Source organism: Streptomyces sp. R28, from assembly GCF_041052385.1.
Taxonomy (GTDB): Bacteria; Actinomycetota; Actinomycetes; order Streptomycetales; family Streptomycetaceae; genus Streptomyces.
The window spans coordinates 8,437,975-8,457,702 of the sequence record NZ_CP163439.1 but is presented as its reverse complement, the minus strand read 5'-3'; the positions used below and the strand labels follow the sequence as shown (position 1 = coordinate 8,457,702).

At 70.8% G+C, this 19,728-nt stretch carries 18 protein-coding genes; 10 read left to right on the top strand and 8 right to left on the bottom strand.

Annotated elements, in window-relative coordinates; all coding sequences use genetic code 11:
- The first annotated feature begins 67 nt into the window (after nt 1-67).
- Complete coding sequence (locus AB5J49_RS37025) at nt 68-1,447, top strand: glycoside hydrolase family 43 protein (protein ID WP_369173208.1); 1,380 nt, start codon at nt 68-70, stop codon at nt 1,445-1,447.
- A gap of 89 nt (nt 1,448-1,536) precedes the next feature.
- Here AB5J49_RS37025 and AB5J49_RS37020 read toward each other — a convergent pair whose 3' ends face one another.
- Nucleotides 1,537-2,490, bottom strand: coding sequence for an ABC transporter substrate-binding protein (locus AB5J49_RS37020; protein WP_369173207.1), 954 nt, complete (start codon nt 2,488-2,490; stop codon nt 1,537-1,539).
- Nucleotides 2,491-2,829: 339 nt separating this feature from the next.
- Here AB5J49_RS37020 and AB5J49_RS37015 point away from each other — a divergent pair, with 339 nt between their 5' ends.
- The 5 genes from AB5J49_RS37015 to AB5J49_RS36995 all read left to right on the top strand — a co-directional run bounded on the left by AB5J49_RS37015 (nt 2,830) and on the right by AB5J49_RS36995 (nt 7,703).
- Entirely contained in the window at nt 2,830-5,616 is a 2,787-nt protein-coding gene (locus tag AB5J49_RS37015; protein WP_369173206.1) for an ATP-binding protein, read from the top strand.
- Complete coding sequence (locus tag AB5J49_RS37010) at nt 5,613-6,089, top strand: roadblock/LC7 domain-containing protein (RefSeq protein ID WP_369173205.1); 477 nt, start codon at nt 5,613-5,615, stop codon at nt 6,087-6,089. Before AB5J49_RS37015 ends, AB5J49_RS37010 begins: the two co-directional genes overlap by 4 nt.
- Before the next feature lie 60 nt (nt 6,090-6,149).
- The gene (locus AB5J49_RS37005; protein ID WP_369173204.1) at nt 6,150-6,611 is read left to right on the top strand and encodes a DUF742 domain-containing protein; all 462 of its coding nucleotides are present in this window, start codon (nt 6,150-6,152) and stop codon (nt 6,609-6,611) included.
- A gap of 98 nt (nt 6,612-6,709) precedes the next feature.
- Complete coding sequence (locus AB5J49_RS37000; RefSeq protein ID WP_369175382.1) at nt 6,710-7,237, top strand: ATP/GTP-binding protein; 528 nt, start codon at nt 6,710-6,712, stop codon at nt 7,235-7,237.
- A 46-nt stretch (nt 7,238-7,283) separates the two neighbouring features.
- Entirely contained in the window at nt 7,284-7,703 is a 420-nt protein-coding gene (locus AB5J49_RS36995) for a RidA family protein (RefSeq protein WP_369173203.1), read from the top strand.
- Here the strand turns inward: AB5J49_RS36995 and AB5J49_RS36990 are convergent.
- Genes AB5J49_RS36990 through AB5J49_RS36980 form a run of 3 tightly spaced genes read right to left on the bottom strand, consistent with a single transcriptional unit; the run spans nt 7,697 to nt 10,238 of the window.
- Entirely contained in the window at nt 7,697-8,365 is a 669-nt protein-coding gene (locus tag AB5J49_RS36990) for an ABC transporter permease (RefSeq protein ID WP_369173202.1), read from the bottom strand. The two genes, AB5J49_RS36995 and AB5J49_RS36990, sit on opposite strands and share 7 nt — an antisense overlap.
- Nucleotides 8,362-9,048, bottom strand: a complete 687-nt coding sequence (locus AB5J49_RS36985; protein ID WP_369173201.1) for an ABC transporter permease — start codon at nt 9,046-9,048, stop codon at nt 8,362-8,364. The genes AB5J49_RS36990 and AB5J49_RS36985 overlap by 4 nt, the downstream gene beginning before the upstream one ends.
- Nucleotides 9,045-10,238: an ABC transporter ATP-binding protein gene (locus AB5J49_RS36980; protein ID WP_369173200.1), complete on the bottom strand. Its 1,194-nt coding sequence runs from the start codon at nt 10,236-10,238 to the stop codon at nt 9,045-9,047. Before AB5J49_RS36980 ends, AB5J49_RS36985 begins: the two co-directional genes overlap by 4 nt.
- A 265-nt stretch (nt 10,239-10,503) precedes the next feature.
- On the opposite strand from AB5J49_RS36980, the gene AB5J49_RS36975 reads away from it, so the two are divergent.
- Together AB5J49_RS36975 and AB5J49_RS36970 are read left to right on the top strand one after the other, a co-directional pair.
- Entirely contained in the window at nt 10,504-11,358 is an 855-nt protein-coding gene (locus tag AB5J49_RS36975) for a glycosyltransferase (RefSeq protein WP_369173199.1), read from the top strand.
- The gene (locus AB5J49_RS36970; RefSeq protein WP_369173198.1) at nt 11,355-13,418 is read left to right on the top strand and encodes an ArnT family glycosyltransferase; all 2,064 of its coding nucleotides are present in this window, start codon (nt 11,355-11,357) and stop codon (nt 13,416-13,418) included. Before AB5J49_RS36975 ends, AB5J49_RS36970 begins: the two co-directional genes overlap by 4 nt.
- Nucleotides 13,419-13,467: 49 nt before the next feature.
- Here AB5J49_RS36970 and AB5J49_RS36965 read toward each other — a convergent pair whose 3' ends face one another.
- From AB5J49_RS36965 to AB5J49_RS36950, 4 genes are all read right to left on the bottom strand, one after another.
- Nucleotides 13,468-14,412, bottom strand: a complete 945-nt coding sequence (locus AB5J49_RS36965; RefSeq protein ID WP_369173197.1) for a hypothetical protein — start codon at nt 14,410-14,412, stop codon at nt 13,468-13,470.
- Between the two features lie 124 nt (nt 14,413-14,536).
- Nucleotides 14,537-15,292, bottom strand: a complete 756-nt coding sequence (locus tag AB5J49_RS36960) for an FAD:protein FMN transferase (protein WP_369173196.1) — start codon at nt 15,290-15,292, stop codon at nt 14,537-14,539.
- 2 nt (nt 15,293-15,294) lie between these two features.
- Nucleotides 15,295-16,017, bottom strand: coding sequence for an FMN-binding protein (locus AB5J49_RS36955; protein ID WP_369173195.1), 723 nt, complete (start codon nt 16,015-16,017; stop codon nt 15,295-15,297).
- Between the two features lie 19 nt (nt 16,018-16,036).
- On the bottom strand, nt 16,037-17,374 hold the full coding sequence (locus AB5J49_RS36950; RefSeq protein WP_369173194.1) for a ferric reductase-like transmembrane domain-containing protein: 1,338 nt from the start codon (nt 17,372-17,374) through the stop codon (nt 16,037-16,039).
- Nucleotides 17,375-17,526: 152 nt separating this feature from the next.
- Here AB5J49_RS36950 and AB5J49_RS36945 point away from each other — a divergent pair, with 152 nt between their 5' ends.
- Together AB5J49_RS36945 and AB5J49_RS36940 are read left to right on the top strand one after the other, a co-directional pair.
- Nucleotides 17,527-18,240 carry a response regulator transcription factor gene (locus AB5J49_RS36945; RefSeq protein WP_369173193.1) on the top strand — a complete coding sequence of 238 codons (714 nt, stop codon included), beginning with the start codon at nt 17,527-17,529 and terminating at the stop codon, nt 18,238-18,240.
- Nucleotides 18,237-19,691, top strand: coding sequence for a sensor histidine kinase (locus AB5J49_RS36940; protein ID WP_369173192.1), 1,455 nt, complete (start codon nt 18,237-18,239; stop codon nt 19,689-19,691). The genes AB5J49_RS36945 and AB5J49_RS36940 overlap by 4 nt, the downstream gene beginning before the upstream one ends.
- The last annotated feature ends 37 nt before the right edge of the window (nt 19,692-19,728 follow it).

The window sequence follows — 19,728 nt, the reverse complement described above, 5'->3', positions numbered from 1 at the left end:
TCGATATATCGACAGTTGCGATCGTTCGGCATCTCGACCAGAAGGTCCGCACCCCCCTGGAGAGCACATGGCCCACCCCTCCCGCAGGCAGATCCTCGGCATGGCCGCGACCGTCCCGCTCGCCGCGACCGGCGCCCTGACCCTCGGCGCGGGAACCGCCCACGCCGCCGACTCGGCGTACGCGATGGTCTACTTCACCGAGTCCAACACCATGCTGGAGGCGGACTACAACCTCCATCTGGCCGTCAGCACCGACGGCCTGCGGTGGACGCCGCTCAACCAGAACGCCCCCGTCGCCACCCCCACCCTCGGCGCCGGCGGTCTGCGCGACCCGTTCCTGCTGCGCAAGCAGGACGGCACGTTCGTCGTCCTCGCGACCGACCTGAGCGGCACGGACTGGACCCGCACCAGCGTCAACATCCACGTCTGGGACTCCACCGACCTGCGCACCTTCACCGGCTACCGGCTGCTGAAGCTGCACGACATGACGGGCACGCACAGCTGGGCGCCGGAGGCGTTCTGGGACGCCTCACGCGGCCAGTACGGCATCCTCTACTCGTCGGTGAACAGCAGCGGCCACAACGTCATCATGGTCAGCTACACGACCGACTTCCGCACGACGACCAGCCCCCAGGTCTTCTTCGACCCCGGCTACGACGTCATCGACGGCAACCTCACCGTCGGCGTGAACGGCGTCAACTACCTCTACTTCAAGCGCGAGGGCACCCTGGTCGGCGCCCGCTCGACGAGCCTGAACCCCGGCAGCTTCACCCCGTTCAGCACGGCCGTGAACCACGGGGGCACCGAGGCCCCCACGGTGGTCAAGTCCCTGACGAGCAACACGTGGTACCTGTGGGGCGACACGTACACGCCGAACGGCGTCTTCTACGTCTGGCAGACGAGCAACCTGGCCGCCGGGACCTGGACCGCGCTGGACCAGAAGCTCTACACCCAGCCGCTCAACTCCAAGCACTGCGGCATCCACCCGATCACTTCGACCGAGTACAACAACCTGATCGCCAAGTGGGGTGCCCCCGCCTGGAACCGGCTCAAGTCGTACACCTTCCCCGCGCGTTACGTCCGGCACAGCGGCTTCGCCGGCCGGATCGACGAGTACCCCTTCGACCCGTTCCCCGACTCCCAGTGGAAGCTGGTGCCGGGCCTCGCGGACGCCTCCGGCGTGTCCTTCCAGTCGGTCAACTACCCGACCCGCTATCTGCGGCACTACAACTACGCCCTGCGCCTTGACGTGAACGACGGCACGTCGACGTTCGCCGGGGACGCGACCTTCTACCGGACGGCCGGCCTCGCCGACTCCTCCTGGGCGTCGTTCCGCTCGTACAACAACCCGACCCGCTACATCCGGCACGCGGACTACGCGCTGCGCATCGACCCGGTCTCCACGGCGACCGAGCGCCAGGACGCCACCTTCTACGTCGGCTACTGAGCAGCACAGCGGGGTTGTGACGAGAGCCCGTCACAACCCCGCGAGAGTCTGCCGGCGGTCAGGCCGGAGCAGGTCGGGCCAGATGCAGGTCAGGCCAGGCCGGCCGACTTCAGCCAGGCCTTCGCCACGTCCAGCGGGTCCTTGTTCCCCAGCTGGACCTGGGAGTCCAGGTCGAGGAGCGTCTTGGTGTCCAGCTTGGCCGAGACCGCGTTGAGCGCGTCGACGCCCTCCTGGGAGACGCCGCTCTTGTAGACCAGCGGGGTCACGTTGGCGAAGCCGAAGAGGTTCTTCGGGTCCTTCAGGACGACGAAGCCCTCCTTGGTGATGGTCGGGTCCGTGGTGAAGATGTCCGCGGCCTGCACGGTGTTCTTCGTCAGCGCCGCCTGGGTCAGCGGGCCGCCCGCGTCCAGCGCCTTGAAGGACTTGAACTTCAGGCCGTACACGGACTCCAGGCCCTTCAGGCCCTGCGCCCGGGTCTGGAACTCGGGCGAACCGCCGATCACCAGCTCCGGGGCGATGTCCTTGAGGTCCTCGAGGCTGGACTCGCCCGTCAGCTTGTACTTCTTCGCCGTCTCGGCGTTGATGCTGACGGAGTCCTTGTTCTCGGCCGGCGAGGACTCCAGCAGCGTCAGCTTCGAGTCCAGCTTGCTCTTCGCCGCGGCGTTCGCGGCGTCGGCCGACTTCTGCTCCGCCTTCGGGTCGAGGTAGGCGAGGAGCGAGCCGTTGTACTCCGGCAGGACCGTGACGGAGCCGTTCTTCAGCAGGCCGTAGGTCGTCTCGCGGCTGCCGATGTTGGGCTTGTAGGTGACCTTGATGCCCTTCGCCTTCAGTGCCTCGCCGTAGATGTCGGCGAGCAGGATGCTCTCGGCGAAGTTGTTCGAGCCGACGACCACGGTGTCGCCGCTCGCTCCGTCCCCGGCGAGCGGGTCGGACTTGTCGTCGGAGGAGGAACATCCCGCCAGCAGCGCCGCCGTGGCGGCGAGCGCGACGGCGGCCGCGCCGGGATGGTTCCTGAGGGACCTGCTGCGTGCGGTGAGAGTCACGATTCCCGTTCCGGATTCAGGGGATTGTGGTGAGCAGAGAACGCTCTCCACTGATCCAATCCAGCCAGTTCTCCTTCAGTCAAGAGATATCTGGTCACCGATTGGCCTCGAAGAATGGTCACTTGTGACCCGATGTGCAGGGGAAGGCCAGGAGGGACGGTTGGGGCGGAGGGTGTTGTAACGGATTCTTGACGTACAGTTCCGGTCACGAACGGCAAGAGGCGGTAGTCTCCCCGACATTGACGGGGGTGACGTGCGCAAACAGCCGATCCTCAGTCGATCGACAACGGTCACGTGAGACTTCGCGCGCCGTGTGACGCCCACGAAGGAGGCAAGTCGGTGTCCACGAACGCGGTGGGCGCGCTCCGCCCGCGTAGTCTGCGCGGTTTCGCCGTCCGCTGGCCCTTCAGGCGCAAGCTCAACCTTCTGGTCGGTGTGCCGCTGACCATGGTCGCGGCTCTCCTCGCCTACCTCATCGCCGACCAGAGCGCGCAGTCGCGCAACGCCGCGGACGCCGCCCGGCTGGTCCGGGAGAGCGTCGAGGTCGCGACCCTCGTCGACCGGCTGGCCGCCGAGCACCAGCAGGCCGTCCTGCTCTCCGTACGGCACGAGGCCGCCGAGGGCAGCGCGCCTTCGTCCGCCGCCTACCGTACGGCGCAGTCCATGGTGAACGCCCAGGTCGAGCGGGTGCGCGAGGCGTTCGGGGACCAGCTTCCGGAGACCGAGGCGCAGGCCCTGAAGACGGTCGAGGGCCTGAGCAGCCTGCGCGAGACCGTCGAGCAGAAGTATCTGCCCGCCGACAACATCGACCCCGCGTACACCCATGCCGCGCAGGGGCTGATCGACGGCCTCGGGCTGGACCGCAATCCCGATCTCGCGACCACCTTCACCGGCAACCTGCTCGACGCTCTGCTGCGCGCGGGCGCGGCGCACAGCGCCTTCGAAACCGGCGTGTTCTCCGCGTCGACCGGTGACTCCAACGCGCTCATCGAGTTCATCGGTGCGATCGGCGCCTACGACGAGTACACCCACCAGGCGGAACGCTTCGCCCGGTTCGCCACCGAGGCACAGGCGCGCACGCTCGACGGGATCAAGTACACCCAGGCGCAGACCACCATCAGCCGGCAGTACGCCGAGCTGCAGATCGACCCGGGCGCGGTGCAGGCCGAGTCGCCCGCCGAGGTCCGCAAGTCGCTCGCGGAGGCGCTCGACTCCTACGGCGCCTACCGCGACCAGGCCAAGACCCGGCTGGCGATCACCACCTCGCTCATCGACCAGATCGCCGACCAGGCGGACAGCGCCTCCGAGACGGCGGCATTGCGCGCGCTCCTGCTGCTGGGGCTCGCCCTGTTCGGCTTCGCCCTCTGGCTGGTCCTCGCGATGCTGGTGCGCCGCTCGGTGGTCCGCCCGGTGCAGGCCCTCACGGGTGCGGCGCGGCAGGTCGCCCGCGTCGCGGAGCGCGAGCTGGCCCGGGTGGCCGACGACGACGCCGAGGACGACGGTCCGCCGCGGCTGGGCGAGCTGCCGGTCATGGCGCGCGACGAGATCGGCGAACTCGCCCACGCGTTCAACCAGGTGCAGACCACGGCGGTCGCGCTGCTGGAGCGGCAGGTGCTCAGCCGGCGCAACACGGCGGAGATGTTCGGCAACGTGGGCCGCAGGGTCAGCAACCTGACGACACGTCAGCTGTCGTTGATCGACGCGGTGGAGCGGGGCGAGACGGACCCCGCGCTCCTGGAGCGCCTCTACTCCATCGACCACATCGCGGTCCGGCTGCGCCGCAACGCCGACAGTCTGATGCTGCTCGCCGGCATCCACGAAGCGGTCCTCGACACCGGGCCCCTCGCCCTCACCAACGTCGTACGCGCCTCGCTCGGCCAGATCGAGGGTTACCAGCGGGTGGAGCTGCGCGCGCGGACCGAGGTCGTGGTGGAGCCGGAGGTCATCGGCGACCTGACGCTGATGCTGGCCGAACTCCTGGAGAACGCGGTGTCGTTCTCGCCGGAGGGCCGCCCGGTCGAGGTGACGGTGGCGGACGGCGAGCACGGCAGCGCGGTGATCGTCGTGTCCGACCACGGCCTGGGCATGAGCCCCGAACGCCTCGACGAGGAGAACGCCCGCCTCATCCGCCGCGAGCGACTGGACCTCGTACCGACCAAGGTGCTGGGCCTGTTCGTGGTCGGCACGCTGGCCCGCCGCTGGGAGATCGCGGTCGCCCTGTCGCGTACACCGGGTGGCGGCCTGACGGCCGAGGTGACGGTGCCGTCGTCGCTGCTCGTGACGGGAAGCACGACGGGGTCCTTGGCCACGGCAGCGCTGGCGGCGATCGCCGGCGGTACCGGGGCGGGGGCAACCGCGCAGGCCACGTCCGGCGAAACGAAGGCGGACGGTCCCGGCCAAGTGGCCGCGGCCACCAGCCCCGTGCCCGTCGCCGCCACGCCGTCGTCCCCTGCCTCCGGGCCCCGGCGGCCGGCCGCCCCACAGGCAGACGCGGCACAGGCAGACACCGCCCCGGCCGGCGACGGCGCGGACGGCGACGGGCTGCGGCCTCTCCCCCGCCGGGTCTCCCAGCGGAGTGCCGCCCCGGGCGGTACGGCGCAGTCGGCGACCCCGCCGGCAGAGAACACGGCGGCCCCCTTCGGGGCCCAGCCGGACGAGACCCCGTCCGTCCCCGAGCCCCGCACCGAGGAGCCCCCCGCAGCGGGCCGGTCCCGGACCGGCGACGGTGCGGGGGCACCCGCGGATCACGCCCGGGCCGACCAGCCCGACCCGTCCCTCGCCACGGCCCGGCCAGGCACGCCGCCCGCGGCTCCCCCGGCCGCCGGCGAAGCCGCCGCCTCCCGCCCCCTGCGTCGCCGCGTCCGCGGGGCGACCCTGCGGACGACCGTCGCCTCCACCCCGCAGGCGGCGCCGCGGCAGGCCGTGCGTACCGTGGACGCCGAGGCCGTGCGGGCCGCACTCGACGAGTTCGAGGACGCTGTGGAGCGCGCGCACCGCGACAGCCGACGCGGCGACACCACCGGTACCACCAGGACCGCCGGCACCGGAGAACACTCCGCCGCAGTCCCCCACCCAACCCCCCCTACGCAAGACCAGAACGACCCCCCGGAAGGAGCGGAGCAGTGAGCACGTCGACAGGTGGCACCCCGGCGGGAGGCACCACACAGGCCGAACTGCAAGCCGCCGCAGCCGACTTCACGTGGCTGCTGAATCGCTTCGCGAAGGAGACGGCCGGTGTCGTGGACGCCATCGCCGTCTCGTCCGACGGCCTGCTCATCGCCGTCTCCGACCTGCGTGAGCACGCCGACTCCGAGCGGCTCGCCGCGATCGTCTCCGGCATCACCAGCCTGGCCGCCGGCGCCTCCGGCAACTACGGCCTCGGCGGCCTCAACAAGGTCATCATCGACCTGGAGGGCGGGCACGTCCTGGTCTCCGCGATCGGCAGCGGCGCCGTGCTCGGCGTGGTCACCGACAAGGAGGCCAAGCTGGGCAACATCGCCTACGAGATGACCGTGTTCGCCAACCGGGCCGGGTCCGCCCTCAGCCCGCAGCTCGTGCTGGAGCTGAAGAACAGCGTCGGCGCCGCGTCGGCCCGCTGACCGGGCCGGGAAGAGAGCCGGTAAGGACAAGGCACCCGGTCGAGGAGGACGGACAAGCCCATGGCGGACGGCATCCCACCGCCGGACCCTGACGGCCAGGAGCCTGACGGACCGGGCCCTGACGGCCAGGAGCCTGATGGTCCGGCCCCGGTCGGCCCCGCCCCCGCCGTACGGCCGTTCCTGGTCACCGCCGGCCGGGTGGCGGCCGACGCCGACGGCCGGTCGATGCCCGTCGAGACCCAGGTGGTGGCCACCACCGAGGGGCTCGACGCGCTCGACCGGCTCGCCTTCGAGCAGCACGACATCGTCGCCGTATGCCGACTGCCGCAGTCCATCGCGGAGATCGCGGCCCGGCTGCGGCTGCACCTCAACGTGGTGCGCGTCCTCGCCGAGGACCTGCGCGCCGCGGGGCAGTTGACGGTGCACGTGCCCGACTCCGGCATCGTCCACGACGCATCCGTACTGCGCAGGGTCATCGACGGCCTGCGCGCCATCCCCGACTCACGAGGGGTCACTCCGTGACGACGACTGAACCGGCCTCCCCCAGCCTCCGGCCGGGGGGACCCCCAGGCGCGCCAGCCGCGCAGGCGGCCACCGTACGACCGCCGCTGCCGGTCAAGATGGTGATCGCGGGCGGCTTCGGCGTGGGCAAGACCACCACCGTGGGCTCGATATCCGAGATCGAGCCGCTGACCACCGAGGCGGCCATCACGGAGGTCGCGGCGGGCGTGGACGACCTCAGTCACACCCCGCACAAGACCACCACCACCGTGGCCATGGACTTCGGCTGCATCACCCTCGACCCCACCCTGAAGCTGTATCTGTTCGGCACACCGGGCCAGGAGCGGTTCGGCTTCATGTGGGACGACATCGTCGAGGGCGCGGTCGGCGGGCTGGTCATCGTCGACACCCGCCGCCTCGACGACTGCTACGCCGCCGTCGACTACTTCGAGCACCGGGCCATCCCCTTCGCGGTCGCCGTCAACGCCTTCGACGGCAAGGTCGAGCACACCCTGGAGGAGATCCGCTGGGCGCTCGACGTCACCGACGGTGTCCCGGTCGTCGTCTTCGACGCCCGCGAGCGCGGCTCGGTCAGGGACGCCCTGCTCGTCGTCCTGGAACTGGCACTGGCACGCACGCAGGGATGACGGCGGACGCGGAATGCCCGTGGGCGCACGGCTGTTGGCACCTGCCATGAGCCTCGACGAGCGCACCATCACCAACCCGCCCGCCCTGCACGACCCGACCCCGTTCGGCTACAGCCACGCCGTCTCGGCGCCCGGCGAACTCGTCTTCATCGGCGGCCAGTACGCCTCCGACGCCACCGGCGCGCCCGTCCCCGGCGACTTCGCGGCCCAGGTGGACCTGGCCTTCGACCGGTTGCGCTCGGCCCTTGCGGGCGTCGGGCTCGGCTATGAACACGTGGTCCGTCTCGGCACGTTCATCGTCGACCACGACCTCGGCAAGCTGGAGACCCTCGGCAAGGCCCTGCACGCCTGCTTCGGCGACCGGCTCCCCGCCCAGACGCTGAGCGGGGTCGCCTCACTCGCGCTGCCGGGCATGCTCTTCGAGGTCGACGCGGTCGCCGTACGGCCGGCTCCGGCGCGTCAGTGACGCCGGCGCACCCCCGGTGACACCGCGAGCCGTCCCAGCGCCCAGAACACCGCGAGCGTGGTCATCGCCACGGCGGCGACGAGCGTGGCGCCGCCCACCACCTTCTCGTAGTTCCGCTGGTAGAGGCCGTCGATGATGTAGCGGCCGAGACCGCCGAAGCTGACGTACGCGGCGATGGTGGCCGTCGAGACGATCTGGATCGCCGCCGAGCGCAGGCCGCTGAGGATCAGCGGGAGGGCGACGGGCAGTTCGACCCGGAACAGGACCGCGGGCTCGGCCATGCCCATGCCACGAGCGGCGTCCACCGGCGCGGGGTCGACGGAGCGCATCGCCTCGTAGGTGGTGACGAGGATGGGCGGGATGGCGAGCACGACCAGCGGGATCATGACGGGGGCCATGCCCAGGCCCAGCAGGATGAACATCAGCACCATCAGGCCGAAGCTGGGCAGCGCCCGGGCCGAGGTGGCGATGAGCGCGAGCGCGTTGCCGCCGCGCCCGGTGTGGCCCGTGAGCAGCCCGATCGGCAGGCCGACCGCGGCGGCGATGCCGAGGGCCGTCAGCGTGTACTCGATGTGCTCCCCGAGTCGCGCCGGGATGCCGTCGTAGCCCTGCCAGTGGGCGTGGTCGCTGAAGAAGGAGTTGATGAAGTTCAGTACGTTCACCGGGCGGCCTCCTTCACTGCGAGCGGGCGCGGGTTCTTACGGGTGGCGCGCGGCATCCAGGGCGTCAGCAGCACACGGAGGCCGATCAGCGCGGCGTCCACGAGCAGGGCGAGGACGGCCGTTCCCACCACGGAGAGCCAGATCAGGCGTGGCTGGTTGTAGATCAGGCCGCTGTTGAGCAGGTTGCCGAGGGCGCCCTCGTTGCCGATCAGCATGCCGACGCTGACGAGGGAGACGCTCGACACGGACGCCACCCGCAGTCCGGCGATGATGGCCGGCGCCGCGATCGGCAACTGCACCTGGACATAGCGTCGTACGGGCCCGAAGCCCATGGCGGTGGCGGCGGCCAGCGTCTCCTGGGGCACCGAGCGCACACCGTCCACGATCGCCGGGACCAGTACCACCAGGCTGTAGACGGCCAACGGGATCATCACCGTGAGCTCGCTCAGGCCGGTGTAGTCGATGAGGATGACGAAGAAGGCGAGCGAGGGGATCGCGTAGAGCACGGTCGTCACCCACAGCACGGGCGCGTACAGCCAGCGCACCCGCACACACAGCTGGGCGACGGGCAGAGCCACGAGGAGCCCGGCGAGCACCGGGATCAGGGCCTCGCGCAAGTGCAGGGCGACCAGTCCGAAGTAGCTGTTCTGGAGGTCGCTGGGCAGGTCGAAGAATTCACTCATGGCGCGACCTTCTGGACCTTGTCGTCCGCACCGGGATCCGCGTCCGCACTGTCCTCCACGGCCGCGCCGCGCTCCACGGCAGCACCGCCCTCCGCGTGCGCGCCCCGGATGGCCTCGCCGATGACCTGCTGCGAGACGACTCCGGTGGCCCGGCCCCCGGCGTCCACGGCGACGGCCCAACCGGTCGGCGAGAGCACCGCGCAGTCGAGCGCGGCCCGCAGCGAGTCGGTGCCGGCCACGAACGGGCGGCCGTACGACAGCAGTCGGCCGGCCTTGATCTCCCCGGCGGTGAGCTCCTGCGGCTCGCTCCAGCCGAGGGGCTTGCCATCCGGGTCAGTGACGAGGAGATAGGGAGTGCCGCCGGCGCCGGCCGCGGCGATCTGCTCGGCGGTGGCGTCGACGGCGACGATCGGGGCGGTCAGCAACTCCAGGCCCGCCGAGGGGAAGAAGGACAGCCGCCGGATGCCGCGGTCGGCGCCGAGGAAGTCCTCCACGAAGGCGTCGGCGGGGTGGGACAGCAGCTCGGCGGGCGGCGCGAACTGGGCGAGATGGCCGCCGGTACGCATCACGGCGACCATCGTGCCGAGCTTGACGGCCTCGTCGATGTCGTGCGTGACGAAGACGATGGTCTTGCCCAACTCATCCTGGATGCGCAGGAGTTCGTCCTGCAGCCCCTTGCGCACCACGGGGTCGACGGCCGAGAACGGCTCGTCCATCAGCAGCACCGGCGGATCCGCGGCGAGCGCCCGCGCCACGCCGACGCGCTGCTGCTGGCCCCCGGAGAGCTGGTACGGGTACCGCTTGGCGAGCGCCCCGTCGAGCCCCACCCGCTCCATCAGCTCGCGCGCCCGCGCCCGGGACTTCTCCTTGCCCCAGCCGAGCATGCGGGGCACGGTGGCGATGTTGTCGAGGATCGTGCGGTGCTGGAAGAGACCGGCGTTCTGGATGACGTAACCCATGGACCGGCGCAGCGTGTTCACCGGTTGCTGCTGGATGTCCTTGCCGTCGAGGAGGATGGTGCCCTCGCTGGGCTCGACCATCCGGTTGATCATGCGCAGGGTGGTGGTCTTGCCACAGCCCGACGGTCCGACGAGGACGGTGATCGAGCGGTCGGGGATCTCCAGCGAGAGGTGGTCGACCGCCACCGTGCCGTCCGGGTATCGCTTGGTGACTGAATCTATCCGTATCAAAACGCCGAATACCCTTCGGGTTGGGCGGAATTCGCCCGCTTTCGGTCACAGTCGTGCAGGCTGTTGCGGGTCGAGTCTAAACCGCTCGTGTTTCCGCACTTCGGCCGCGGTGTGAAGCCAGGAGGGACGCAGCCGGAGCGGACGCGGCGGAATCCTTGGCGCCCGGCATCGCCCCGCTGTGCGCACCCTGTGAGTCCGCTGATTCTCACCCGTCCCTCAGAACGGCCTCAGTGATCCCCCAGAAGCGGCCCCGATCGTCAGCGGCATGAACGAAAAGAACGTGGGAGGCGTCCGGCGGCGGTCGGTCGAGATCGTGGTGCCGGTCCACAACGAGGCGCATGTCCTCGCCGACAGCATCGGCCGTCTCCACGCATACCTCGAAACGTCCTTCCCGTTCCCGTTCCGGATCACGATCGCGGACAACGCGAGCACGGACGGCACCTGGCAGGCCGCCGCCGAACTCACCGAGCGGCTGCCGCATGTGCACGCCGTCCATCTTCAGGCCAAGGGGCGCGGGCGGGCGCTGAAGCAGGTGCGGAGCCGCTCCGCCGCGGACGTCGTCGCCTCCATGGACGTCGACCTGTCCACGGGGCTCGAGGGCTTTCTGCCCCTGGTCGCCCCGCTCCTGTCCGGCCACAGCGACCTCGCCGTCGGCAGCCGCCTGCACCGGCAGGCTGACGTCGTGCGCGGCCCCAAGCGGGAGTTCGTCTCCCGGTCCTACAACCTGCTGCTCAAGCTCGGTCTCGCGGCCCGCTTCTCGGACGCGCAGTGCGGCTTCAAGGCCGTACGCACCGATGTCTTCAGGGCGCTCGCGCCGCACATCGAGGACACCGCCTGGTTCTTCGACACCGAGCTGCTGGTCCTGGCCCAACGCAACAAGCTCCGCATCCACGAGGTGCCGGTCGACTGGGTCGACGACCCCGACAGCCGGGTCGACATCGTCCGCACCGCCGTCGACGGCCTCAAGGGCATCGGCCGGATGCTGCGCAGCACCGTCACCGGCCGCGCCCGCCTCCCCGCCGTACCGCGCCGGACCCGCACCCCGCAGGTGCCGGCCGCCCGTACCACCGCCGCTGTCCTGCCCGTCGGGGCGAACACCCACCTGGAGTACGCGTCATGACGATCCTCGCCCCACCCCCCGCGCACGTCCAGGACGGCGTGCCCCGGCACCGCGCCGAACCGCCGGCCGGCAACCTCGCCGACCGTGCGCGCGGGCTGCTGACCGGCGCCCCCGAGGACCCGCGCTGGGCCCGCCCCGCCCTGTGGGCGATCCTGGTGCTGGCCACCGCCCTGTACGCCTGGAACCTCTCCTCCGTCACCGGCAACACCTTCTACAACGCGGCCGTCTACAGCGGCACCAAGAGCTGGAAGGCGTTCTTCTTCGGCGCGCTGGACGCGGGCAGCTTCATCACCGTCGACAAACCGCCGTTCGCGCTGTGGGTGATGGGCCTGTCGGCCCGGCTCTTCGGTTACGGCACCTGGCAGCTGACGCTGCCGATGGTCGCGGTGGGCGTCGGCTCGGTGGCCCTGCTGTACCGGATGGTCAAGCGGGACTTCGGGGTCGTCGCGGCGACGATCGCCGCGCTGGCCCTGACCCTCACCCCGATCACCGTAGCCATCACCCGGGACACCAACCCCGACCCGATCCTGGTCTTCCTGATGCTGCTCGGCGCCGCCGCGCTGACGAAGGCCGTGCGCACCGGGCGGCTGATGCCGCTGGTGTGGTCGGGTGTCGCGATCGGCTTCGCGTTCAACACGAAGATGATGCAGGCGTACGTCGTCCTGCCGGTGTTCTTCCTGGTGTACCTGTGGGCCGCGAACGCCTCCCTGGGCCGGCGGATCCGCAATCTCGCCGTCGGCACGGTCGCGTTGGTGGTGAGCAGCGCCTGGTGGATGGTGATCGTCGATCTGATCCCCGCCTCGTCGCGCCCGTACATCGGCGGTTCCACCGACAACACCGTCTGGGATCTCGTCATCGGCTACAACGGCTTCGGCCGTATCTTCGGGGCGAGTTCGTCGGTGGGCTCGCAGGGCAACGGGGCGAGCTTCGGCGGCGAGGCCGGCCTGTACCGGATGTTCAACGAGATCATGGGCGGGCAGATCTCCTGGCTGATCCCGTTCGCGCTGGTCGCTCTCGTCGGCGGGCTGGTGCTGCGCCGGCGGGCGCCCCGGACCGACGGCAAGCGTGCGGCGCTCCTGCTGTGGGGCGGCTGGTTCGTGCTGCACTACCTGACGTTCGCCCTCGCCGAGGGCACCTTCCACCCGTACTACGTCACCGCGATGGCGCCGGGGATCGCGGCCCTGGCCGGTGTCGGTGCCGTGATGCTGTACCGGGCGTTCGTCGAGGGTTCGGCGGCGAGGTGGGGGTGGGTGCTGCCGGCGGCGGTCGCGGCGAGCGCGGTCTGGGCGGTCGTGCTGCTGCAGCGGGTCTCCGGCTCCGGGACGCTGTACACCGTCGCCGAGGTCGTGGTCGGTGTGGCGGGCGTGCTCGGGCTGCTGGTCGGACGGTTCACCCAGCGGCGGCGGCTGATCGGGCTCGCGGCGCTGGCGGGGGTCGTGGCCCTGCTGGCCGGTCCCGCCGCGTACTCGGTGTCGGCGGGGACGACCGCGAGCGGCAACGGCACCAACCCGACGGCCGGGCCGAACACCGGTGGCGGCATGGGCGGTGGCGGCGGCACGGGTGGCGGCCAGCGTCCGAACGGCGGCGCGCCGAGCGGGTCCAACAGCTCCAACAGCCAGGCCACGGGGCAGCCGCCGACCGGCACCGCGGGCACCCAGAGCACCGGTGACACCGAAAACGCCGGCCAGTCGCAAACCGGTCGAACCGCCGGAGGCATGGGCGGCACCGAGGTCACCTCCGAGATGATCACGTACCTGAAGAAGAACCAGGACGGCGCCACCTGGCTGGTCGCGGTGGCCACCGACCAGACCGCCTCCTCGATCATCCTGGAGTCCGGTGAGCCGGTGATCTCCATGGGCGGCTGGTCCGGCACGGACGACGCGATGACCCTCGCCAAGCTCAAGAGCCTGGTGAAGGCGGGCAAGTTGCACTACATCGTGATCAGCGACAGCGGGCAGGGCTCCTCGAACTCCGAGATCTCGGCCTGGGTCAAGAAGAACGGCACGGCGGTCAGCGACCACAGCGGGCTGTACCGCCTGGACGCCGCCGACGTCGGCTGACCCACCGGCCTTCCGTACGACGCCCCCGGCATGCTCGACGCCGGGGGCGTCATTCGGGCACCGCGTCCAGGAGTTCCGCCAGCCTCGGGGAGACCTCGGTGCTCGTCGCCACCCGCACGGCCTCGCCGTCCTTCCACCAGTGCACGCCGGTGATGGTGGTGAAAGAGGTGTCGTTCTCGTTGTCCGCGCACATGTTCCGCATTCCTGCCACCACGGCCTGGGCCCACAGGCGCCGAACGATCCGGTGATACATGAACAGGCCGGGGTCTCCGAGGATCCCCACCAGCACCCCGTGTTGTGCCGGCCCTCCGGCCCGCTCGGCGAGCCGGTGCAGCGACCATCGGGTCAGTTCGTCGATCCGCAGCAGGTGGCCCAGTCCGAAGCGGTCCTCCCCGCCGGCATAGGTGACTTCCGGTACGCCGTCCGCCGCCGCGGTGGTGGTCAGGTGGATGGGTTCGTCGCGCACGTTGCGCAGGGCGGCCTCCCACCACACGTCGGGATCCGCGCCGACCGCGCTCGCCTCGCTCGCGGCGACCGCTCGCGTGCCTTGCGGTGCCCGTACACAGAGAACGGCGACCACCCCGTCCGACCACCTTCGCGCGAGGGCGTCGCTGAGGTCCCTGTCCTCCTCGGCGGGTATGAGGAGCGGCATCAGGAGCGGGCGCAGCCGCTCCTCCTCCGTCCTGGCGCGCAGGACCTCGGGGATGCGCCGGGCCTGGAACTCGAATTCCCGCCTGATGCCCTTGACCCAGGTCTTGTATTCCCAGGTGCAGGTGTCACGCAGCAAGGGGCCGATGTGGAGGTCGATCCGAGGTCGGGTGAAGGTCCCGGTCAGCGGGATACGGCCGGTCCGGTGCCAGAGGGCGTACTCGCCGCGGCCGTACTCCCGCAGCACCCGTTCCAGACAGCGGACGCCGAGCTGGAACTCCTCGTTGGTCATACTGCCCAGCTCCGCGTACCACTGTGGTGCCCGCCCCCGCCCGAACCACTTCATGTACCGCTCCCCCAGCTGCGCGGCCCCATGAGGCCGGCGACGGCACTCGTATGTCCCTTCGAGACATGATGCCGTCGCCGATCGAGTCGCGTCAGCCGGTGGAACCGGCCCCTTTCAGGCCGCTTTACGCCGCCCGCGCCTCCGTCACCGCCGGAGCCACCGGGAACCCCTCCGTCCGGGAGACCCGTCGCTCGGCGTCCACCGCGAACACCTCGCAGCCCTCCCGCGAGGCGGCCCACTCGACGCCCTCCGCGCCCATGGCGAAGGCCGCCGTGGCCACCGTGTCCGCGACGGTCAGGGAGGACGCCACGACGGTGAGGGACAGCAGCCCGGTCGCCGGACGCCCGGTGCGGCCGTCGATGATGTGGTCGCCGCGCTCGTAGCGGGCGGACGTCGCGATCGCCCCGTCGGTGAGCTCGGCCACCGTGCACACCTTGTCTGCCTGCTCGGGGTGGCGTACCCCTACCCGCCAGGGCCCGCCGGAGGCGACCACGTCACCACCGGCGTTGAGGACGAAGCGCCGCGCTCCCGCCGCCGTCAGCAGCTCGGCCGCCCGCTGCACGGACCAGCCCTTCACCACCGCACACGGATCCAGCCCACGCCCCGGCAGCCGTACGTCGAAGGCGCCGCCGGTGGCGATTCGGTACTCCTCGCACAGCCCCAGCACCTCGTCGAGGTCCGCGCTGACGTCACCCCGCGCGATCTCGCCCCGGTCCAGCCGGCACACCTCGCTGTCGGCCTTGAACGGGCTGAACCGGGCGTCGACCTCACGCAGCCAGGCGAACACGGCGTCGGCGGCCTGCGCACATCGTTCGTCGAAGCCCTCCTCGTCGACCCGCAGCGAGACCGGGAACCCCATGACGTGTTCGACTCGGTGCATGATCAGCCCTTCGCGTCGATGGCGGCCTGGAGGGACTCCCTGTAGCCGTCACTGGTGATCGTGGCACCGGAGACGGTGTCGATGTCCGCGCTCTGCGCCTCCAAGGTCTCCGCGATCAGCTTCGGCACGGCCGCCGTCGTCTGCGGGTGGTTCGGCTGCTGGAGCATCTTCACCGACGCGATCCTGTCGCCCTCGAAGGCCACCTGGACCTGCACGGGGCCCTTGTCGGTGTTCACCGTCGAGCCGTCGACCGTCTGCGACTGCGCGGCGGCGGACGCCGAGGCCGAGGGGGAGGCGGCGGAGGAGGACACGGACTCCGTGTTCGCGTCGATGGCGGCCTGGAGGGACTCCTTGTAGCCGTCACTGGTGATCGTGGCACCGGAGACGGTGTCGATGTCCGCGCTCTGCGCCTGCAGCGTCTCCGCGATCAGCTTCGGTACCGCGGCCGTCGTCTGCGGATGGTTCGGCTGCTGGAGCATCTTCACAGCCGTGATCTTGGAACCCTGGAAGGTCACCTGGACCTGCACGGGGCCCTTGTCGGTCTGCACGGTCGAGCCCTTGACGACCGTGCTGGCGGAACCCGAACCCGACGCGGCGGAGGACTCCGAGGGCGTCGAGGCCGGGGTGGCGGCTTCCGTGGAGGCCGTGCCGAGGGACGGCTCGTAGCGCCAGACCGGGATCAGGCCCGCGATGCTGAGGACCAGGACAGGTATTGCTCGCTTCACGATGTCTTTCCCGTCCTTCTCAGCCGGCCAGGCTGAAACGCTCGAAGTGGACCTGCTGCTTGGGCACGCCCAGCTCGCGCAGGCTGCCGATCACCGCGTTCATCATGGGCGGCGGGCCGCACAGGAAGACGTCCCGGTCGGTGATGTCCGGAACCAGCCGGGTCAGCTCGGCGGGGGCCAGCTTGTCGGGGACGGGCGGGCCGGTCACCAGGTGCAGCTCGGCGCCCTTGGCCTGGGCGAGCTCGACCAGCTCGCCGTAGAGGACCGCGTCCTGGTCCGTGGCGACCCGGTAGATCACGACCGCGTGGCCGTGCAGCTCCTCCAGCAGCGCCCGGATCGGGGTGACGCCGACGCCGCCCGCGATGAGCACGGCCTCCGGCCGGGTGCGGTGCATCGTGGTGAACGCGCCGTAGGGGCCCTCGGCGAAGACGCGCGTGCCGACCTTGAGGTGCCTGAGGCCCGCCGAGCCGGCGCCGGCCGCCTTGGCGGTGAGCCGCAGCTGGTTGCCGTCGGGTGCGGCCGACAGCGAGAACGGGTTGGCCTGCCACCAGCGGTCCTTCGTCAGGAACCGCCACAGGAAGAACTGGCCGGCCCGCGCGGGCAGCTTGTCCAGGTCACGGCCGGTGACGTAGACGGAGACCACGTTGTCGGACTCGGCGACGACGGCGGAGACGCGCAGCTGGTGGCGCCGGTTCCGCCACAGCGGCAGGACCAGCCGGCCGACGAACACCGAGGCGAGGGCGACGCCCCACACCCCGTACCAGTACGCCGTGGCGGACGAGGAGGAGGTGAAGGACGTACCGACCGCGACCTGGTGCGTGAACGCCAGGACCACCGCGACGTAGGTGTACAGGTGGATGAAGTGCCACGTCTCGTACGCCAGCCTGCGTCGCGCGAACCGGGCCGAGACGACGCCGATCACGATGATGATCCCCAGCGCGACGACGGCGCGCAGCACGCCCTCGACCGTCTCGGCGAGGTCGATCAGCTGGTTGACCGGGTCCAGGGAGGACGACTCGGCGTAGCCGAAGGTGATGAACACGACGTGCGCGAGGAGGACCCACAGGACGCTGAAGCCGGTCCAGCGGTGCCAGGAGGTCAGCCGGTCCATCCCGATCCGGTGGTCGAGCCAGGGCAGCCGGGCCACCAGCAGCAGCTGGAAGGCCATGAGGAGGGCGCCGAACAGGCCGGTCAGTCGGCCGAGCACGATGAGCGTGTTCGAGGCGAAGCCCGCGGCGAAGAAGAAGTAGAGGACCACGGCCACGTTCGCGGCCAGCACCGCGTACAGGCCCGTTCGGGCGACCACCCTGGGGCGTATCGCCGTGGGGGGCGCAGGGGGCGATTGGACGGTCGTCACGGGCGACAGCTCCTTGATCTCGTCTGTGGATACCGAGCTTGTCCGGCTACAGCTGTCGAAAAGCTGTCGTACTTCTTTCAACTGGTTATCGATATGGTCGCGGCGCCCGCCCCGCCCCCGGGGACCGGTGCCGGGTGCCGCACTATGAACGGGTGGAGAAAGTACGCCTTCTCGTCGTGGACGACGACCCGCCCATCGCCGACCTCGTCGCGACGGTCGCACGCTACGAGGGCTGGGAGGCGGTCACCGCGAACTCCGGTGAGGAGGCGCTGCGGCTGGCCGCCGAGTTCCACCCTGACATCGTGGTACTGGACCTGATGCTGCCCGACGTGGACGGTTTCGGCGTCCTGGACCGGCTGCGCGGCGCCGGGACGATGGTGCCCGTGGTGTTCCTGACCGCCCGGGACGGGGTCGCCGACCGGGTGGCCGGACTGACCCGGGGCGGTGACGACTACCTGGTGAAACCGTTCGCGGTGGAGGAGCTGATGGCCCGGCTGCGGACCGTGCTGCGGCGCAGCTCCGGACCCGGCTTCCAGCGTTCCGTCCTTCGGGTGGCCGACCTGACGATGGACGAGGACACCCGCGAGGTGCGCCGCGGCGACAAGCTGCTCACGCTCACGCCGACCGAGTACGAGGTGCTGCGCTATCTGATGCGCAAGTCGCCGACCGTGCTGACCAAGGCGCAGATCCTCGACCATGTGTGGGAGTACGGCTTCGGCGGGCGCTCCAACGTCGTCGAGCTGGTCGTCAGCCGGCTGCGCCGCAAGCTCGACGAGCCCGACGACGGCGAGGGCGACGACGGCAGGGCGCCGCTGATCCACACCGTGCGCGGCTTCGGGTACGTCATCCGGCAGGCGGCCGAGTGATCGGGCGGCTGCGGCGAGGGTACCGCGGGATGCGGCTCGGGACCCGGCTGGCGCTGGGTCTCGGCGTGCTGTCCCTGATCGTGTTCGGCGTCGTCGGCACCGCCCTGACGACGTACATGCGGGACTACCTGTCGGCCCAGCTGGACACGCAGCTCGCGCAGGGCCAGATCGCCCAGTCCAAGAGCATCGCGGACTACGGCACGCTGACCGGCAAGAAGTACTACAGCTGGTTCTACGCCGTGTACGACGTGGCGGACGGCACGCCCGAGCTCCGCAAGCCCGAGGACCCCGCCGACCTGCCGGAGGACGTCGACGACTTCACCTCCCTCGCCCAGGCACAGACCACCGCTCGCACGGAGCTCCTGCGCACCGAGCACCTGCGGGACGAGGGCGAGTACCGGCTGCGCGCCTGCGAGGTCGAGCCCGGTGTGGTGCTGGTCAGCGCCGCGCCCATGGAGGACATCGAGGACACCGTGGGCCAGCTGATCACCATCCAGGTGGTCACCTTCGGGCTGGCGCTGCTCGCCCTCGTCGTCTTCGGGCGGGGGATGCTGCGGCGGGGCCTGAAGCCGCTGAGCGACATGGCGCACACCGCCCGCGGCATCACCTCGCACGATCTGACGGACTCGGCACGGCTGCCGGTGCGGCACGACGGGCGCAGCGGCGGACCCGAGGTCGAGGAGCTGCGTACCGCGTTCAACACGATGCTGGAGCACATCGACGACTCCCTCGCGGTACGTGCGGAGGCGGAACAGCGCCTGCGCCGCTTCGTGGCGGACGCCTCGCACGAGCTGCGCACCCCGCTGATGTCGGTGCGGGGCTACGCCGACCTCTTCCAGTACGCGGCCGCCAACGCCCCCGAGGAGCGGGACAAGCACCTGGCCCGGCTGCGCGCCGAGGCCGCCCGCATGGGCTTCCTGCTCGACGACCTGCTGCTGCTCGCCCGGCTGGACGCCGCGGAGGTCGAGACGCCGCTGCGCCCGCAGGAGGCGGACCTGGTGGAGCTGGTCGAGCAGGCGGCGGACGCGTTCCGGGTCACCCACGCCGACCACCCGCTGACGGTGGCCCCGGGCCCCGGTTCCCTGAGGCTCCGCCTGGACCCCCAACGTGTCCGCCAGGTCCTGGACAACCTCCTCACCAACGCGGCGACGCACACCCCGCCCGGCACCCCGGTCTCCGTGGCGGTCTCGATGGCGAACGGCACGGCCCAGGTCCGCGTCGCCGACGCCGGTCCCGGCATCCCGCCCGCCGACCAGGAACGCGTCTTCGACCGCTTCTACCGCGTCGACAAGGCCCGCAGCCGCGACCGCGGCGGCAGCGGCCTGGGCCTGGCGGTGGCCCGGTCCCTGATCCACGCCCACGGCGGCCGCATCGACCTGACCAGCGAGCCGGGGGCGACGGTGTTCACGATGACGATCCCGCTCACGCACGGACGTCTTACGGACCTGTGACATGCCCGGCGCCCAACGGCCGAAGCGCCCCTCGCCG

What these genes read in the sequence shown, in the direction of transcription:
- AB5J49_RS37025 (WP_369173208.1), top strand. Translation starts at nt 68, where the DNA reads ATGGCCCACCCCTCCCGCAGGCAGATCCTCGGCATGGCCGCGACCGTC.
- AB5J49_RS37005 (WP_369173204.1), top strand. Translation starts at nt 6,150, where the DNA reads ATGGCGGACGGCATCCCACCGCCGGACCCTGACGGCCAGGAGCCTGAC.
- AB5J49_RS37000 (WP_369175382.1), top strand. Translation starts at nt 6,710, where the DNA reads ATGGTGATCGCGGGCGGCTTCGGCGTGGGCAAGACCACCACCGTGGGC.
- AB5J49_RS36995 (WP_369173203.1), top strand. Translation starts at nt 7,284, where the DNA reads ATGAGCCTCGACGAGCGCACCATCACCAACCCGCCCGCCCTGCACGAC.
- AB5J49_RS36985 (WP_369173201.1), bottom strand. Translation starts at nt 9,048, where the DNA reads ATGAGTGAATTCTTCGACCTGCCCAGCGACCTCCAGAACAGCTACTTC.
- AB5J49_RS36975 (WP_369173199.1), top strand. Translation starts at nt 10,504, where the DNA reads ATGAACGAAAAGAACGTGGGAGGCGTCCGGCGGCGGTCGGTCGAGATC.
- AB5J49_RS36970 (WP_369173198.1), top strand. Translation starts at nt 11,355, where the DNA reads ATGACGATCCTCGCCCCACCCCCCGCGCACGTCCAGGACGGCGTGCCC.
- AB5J49_RS36965 (WP_369173197.1), bottom strand. Translation starts at nt 14,412, where the DNA reads ATGAAGTGGTTCGGGCGGGGGCGGGCACCACAGTGGTACGCGGAGCTG.
- AB5J49_RS36960 (WP_369173196.1), bottom strand. Translation starts at nt 15,292, where the DNA reads ATGCACCGAGTCGAACACGTCATGGGGTTCCCGGTCTCGCTGCGGGTC.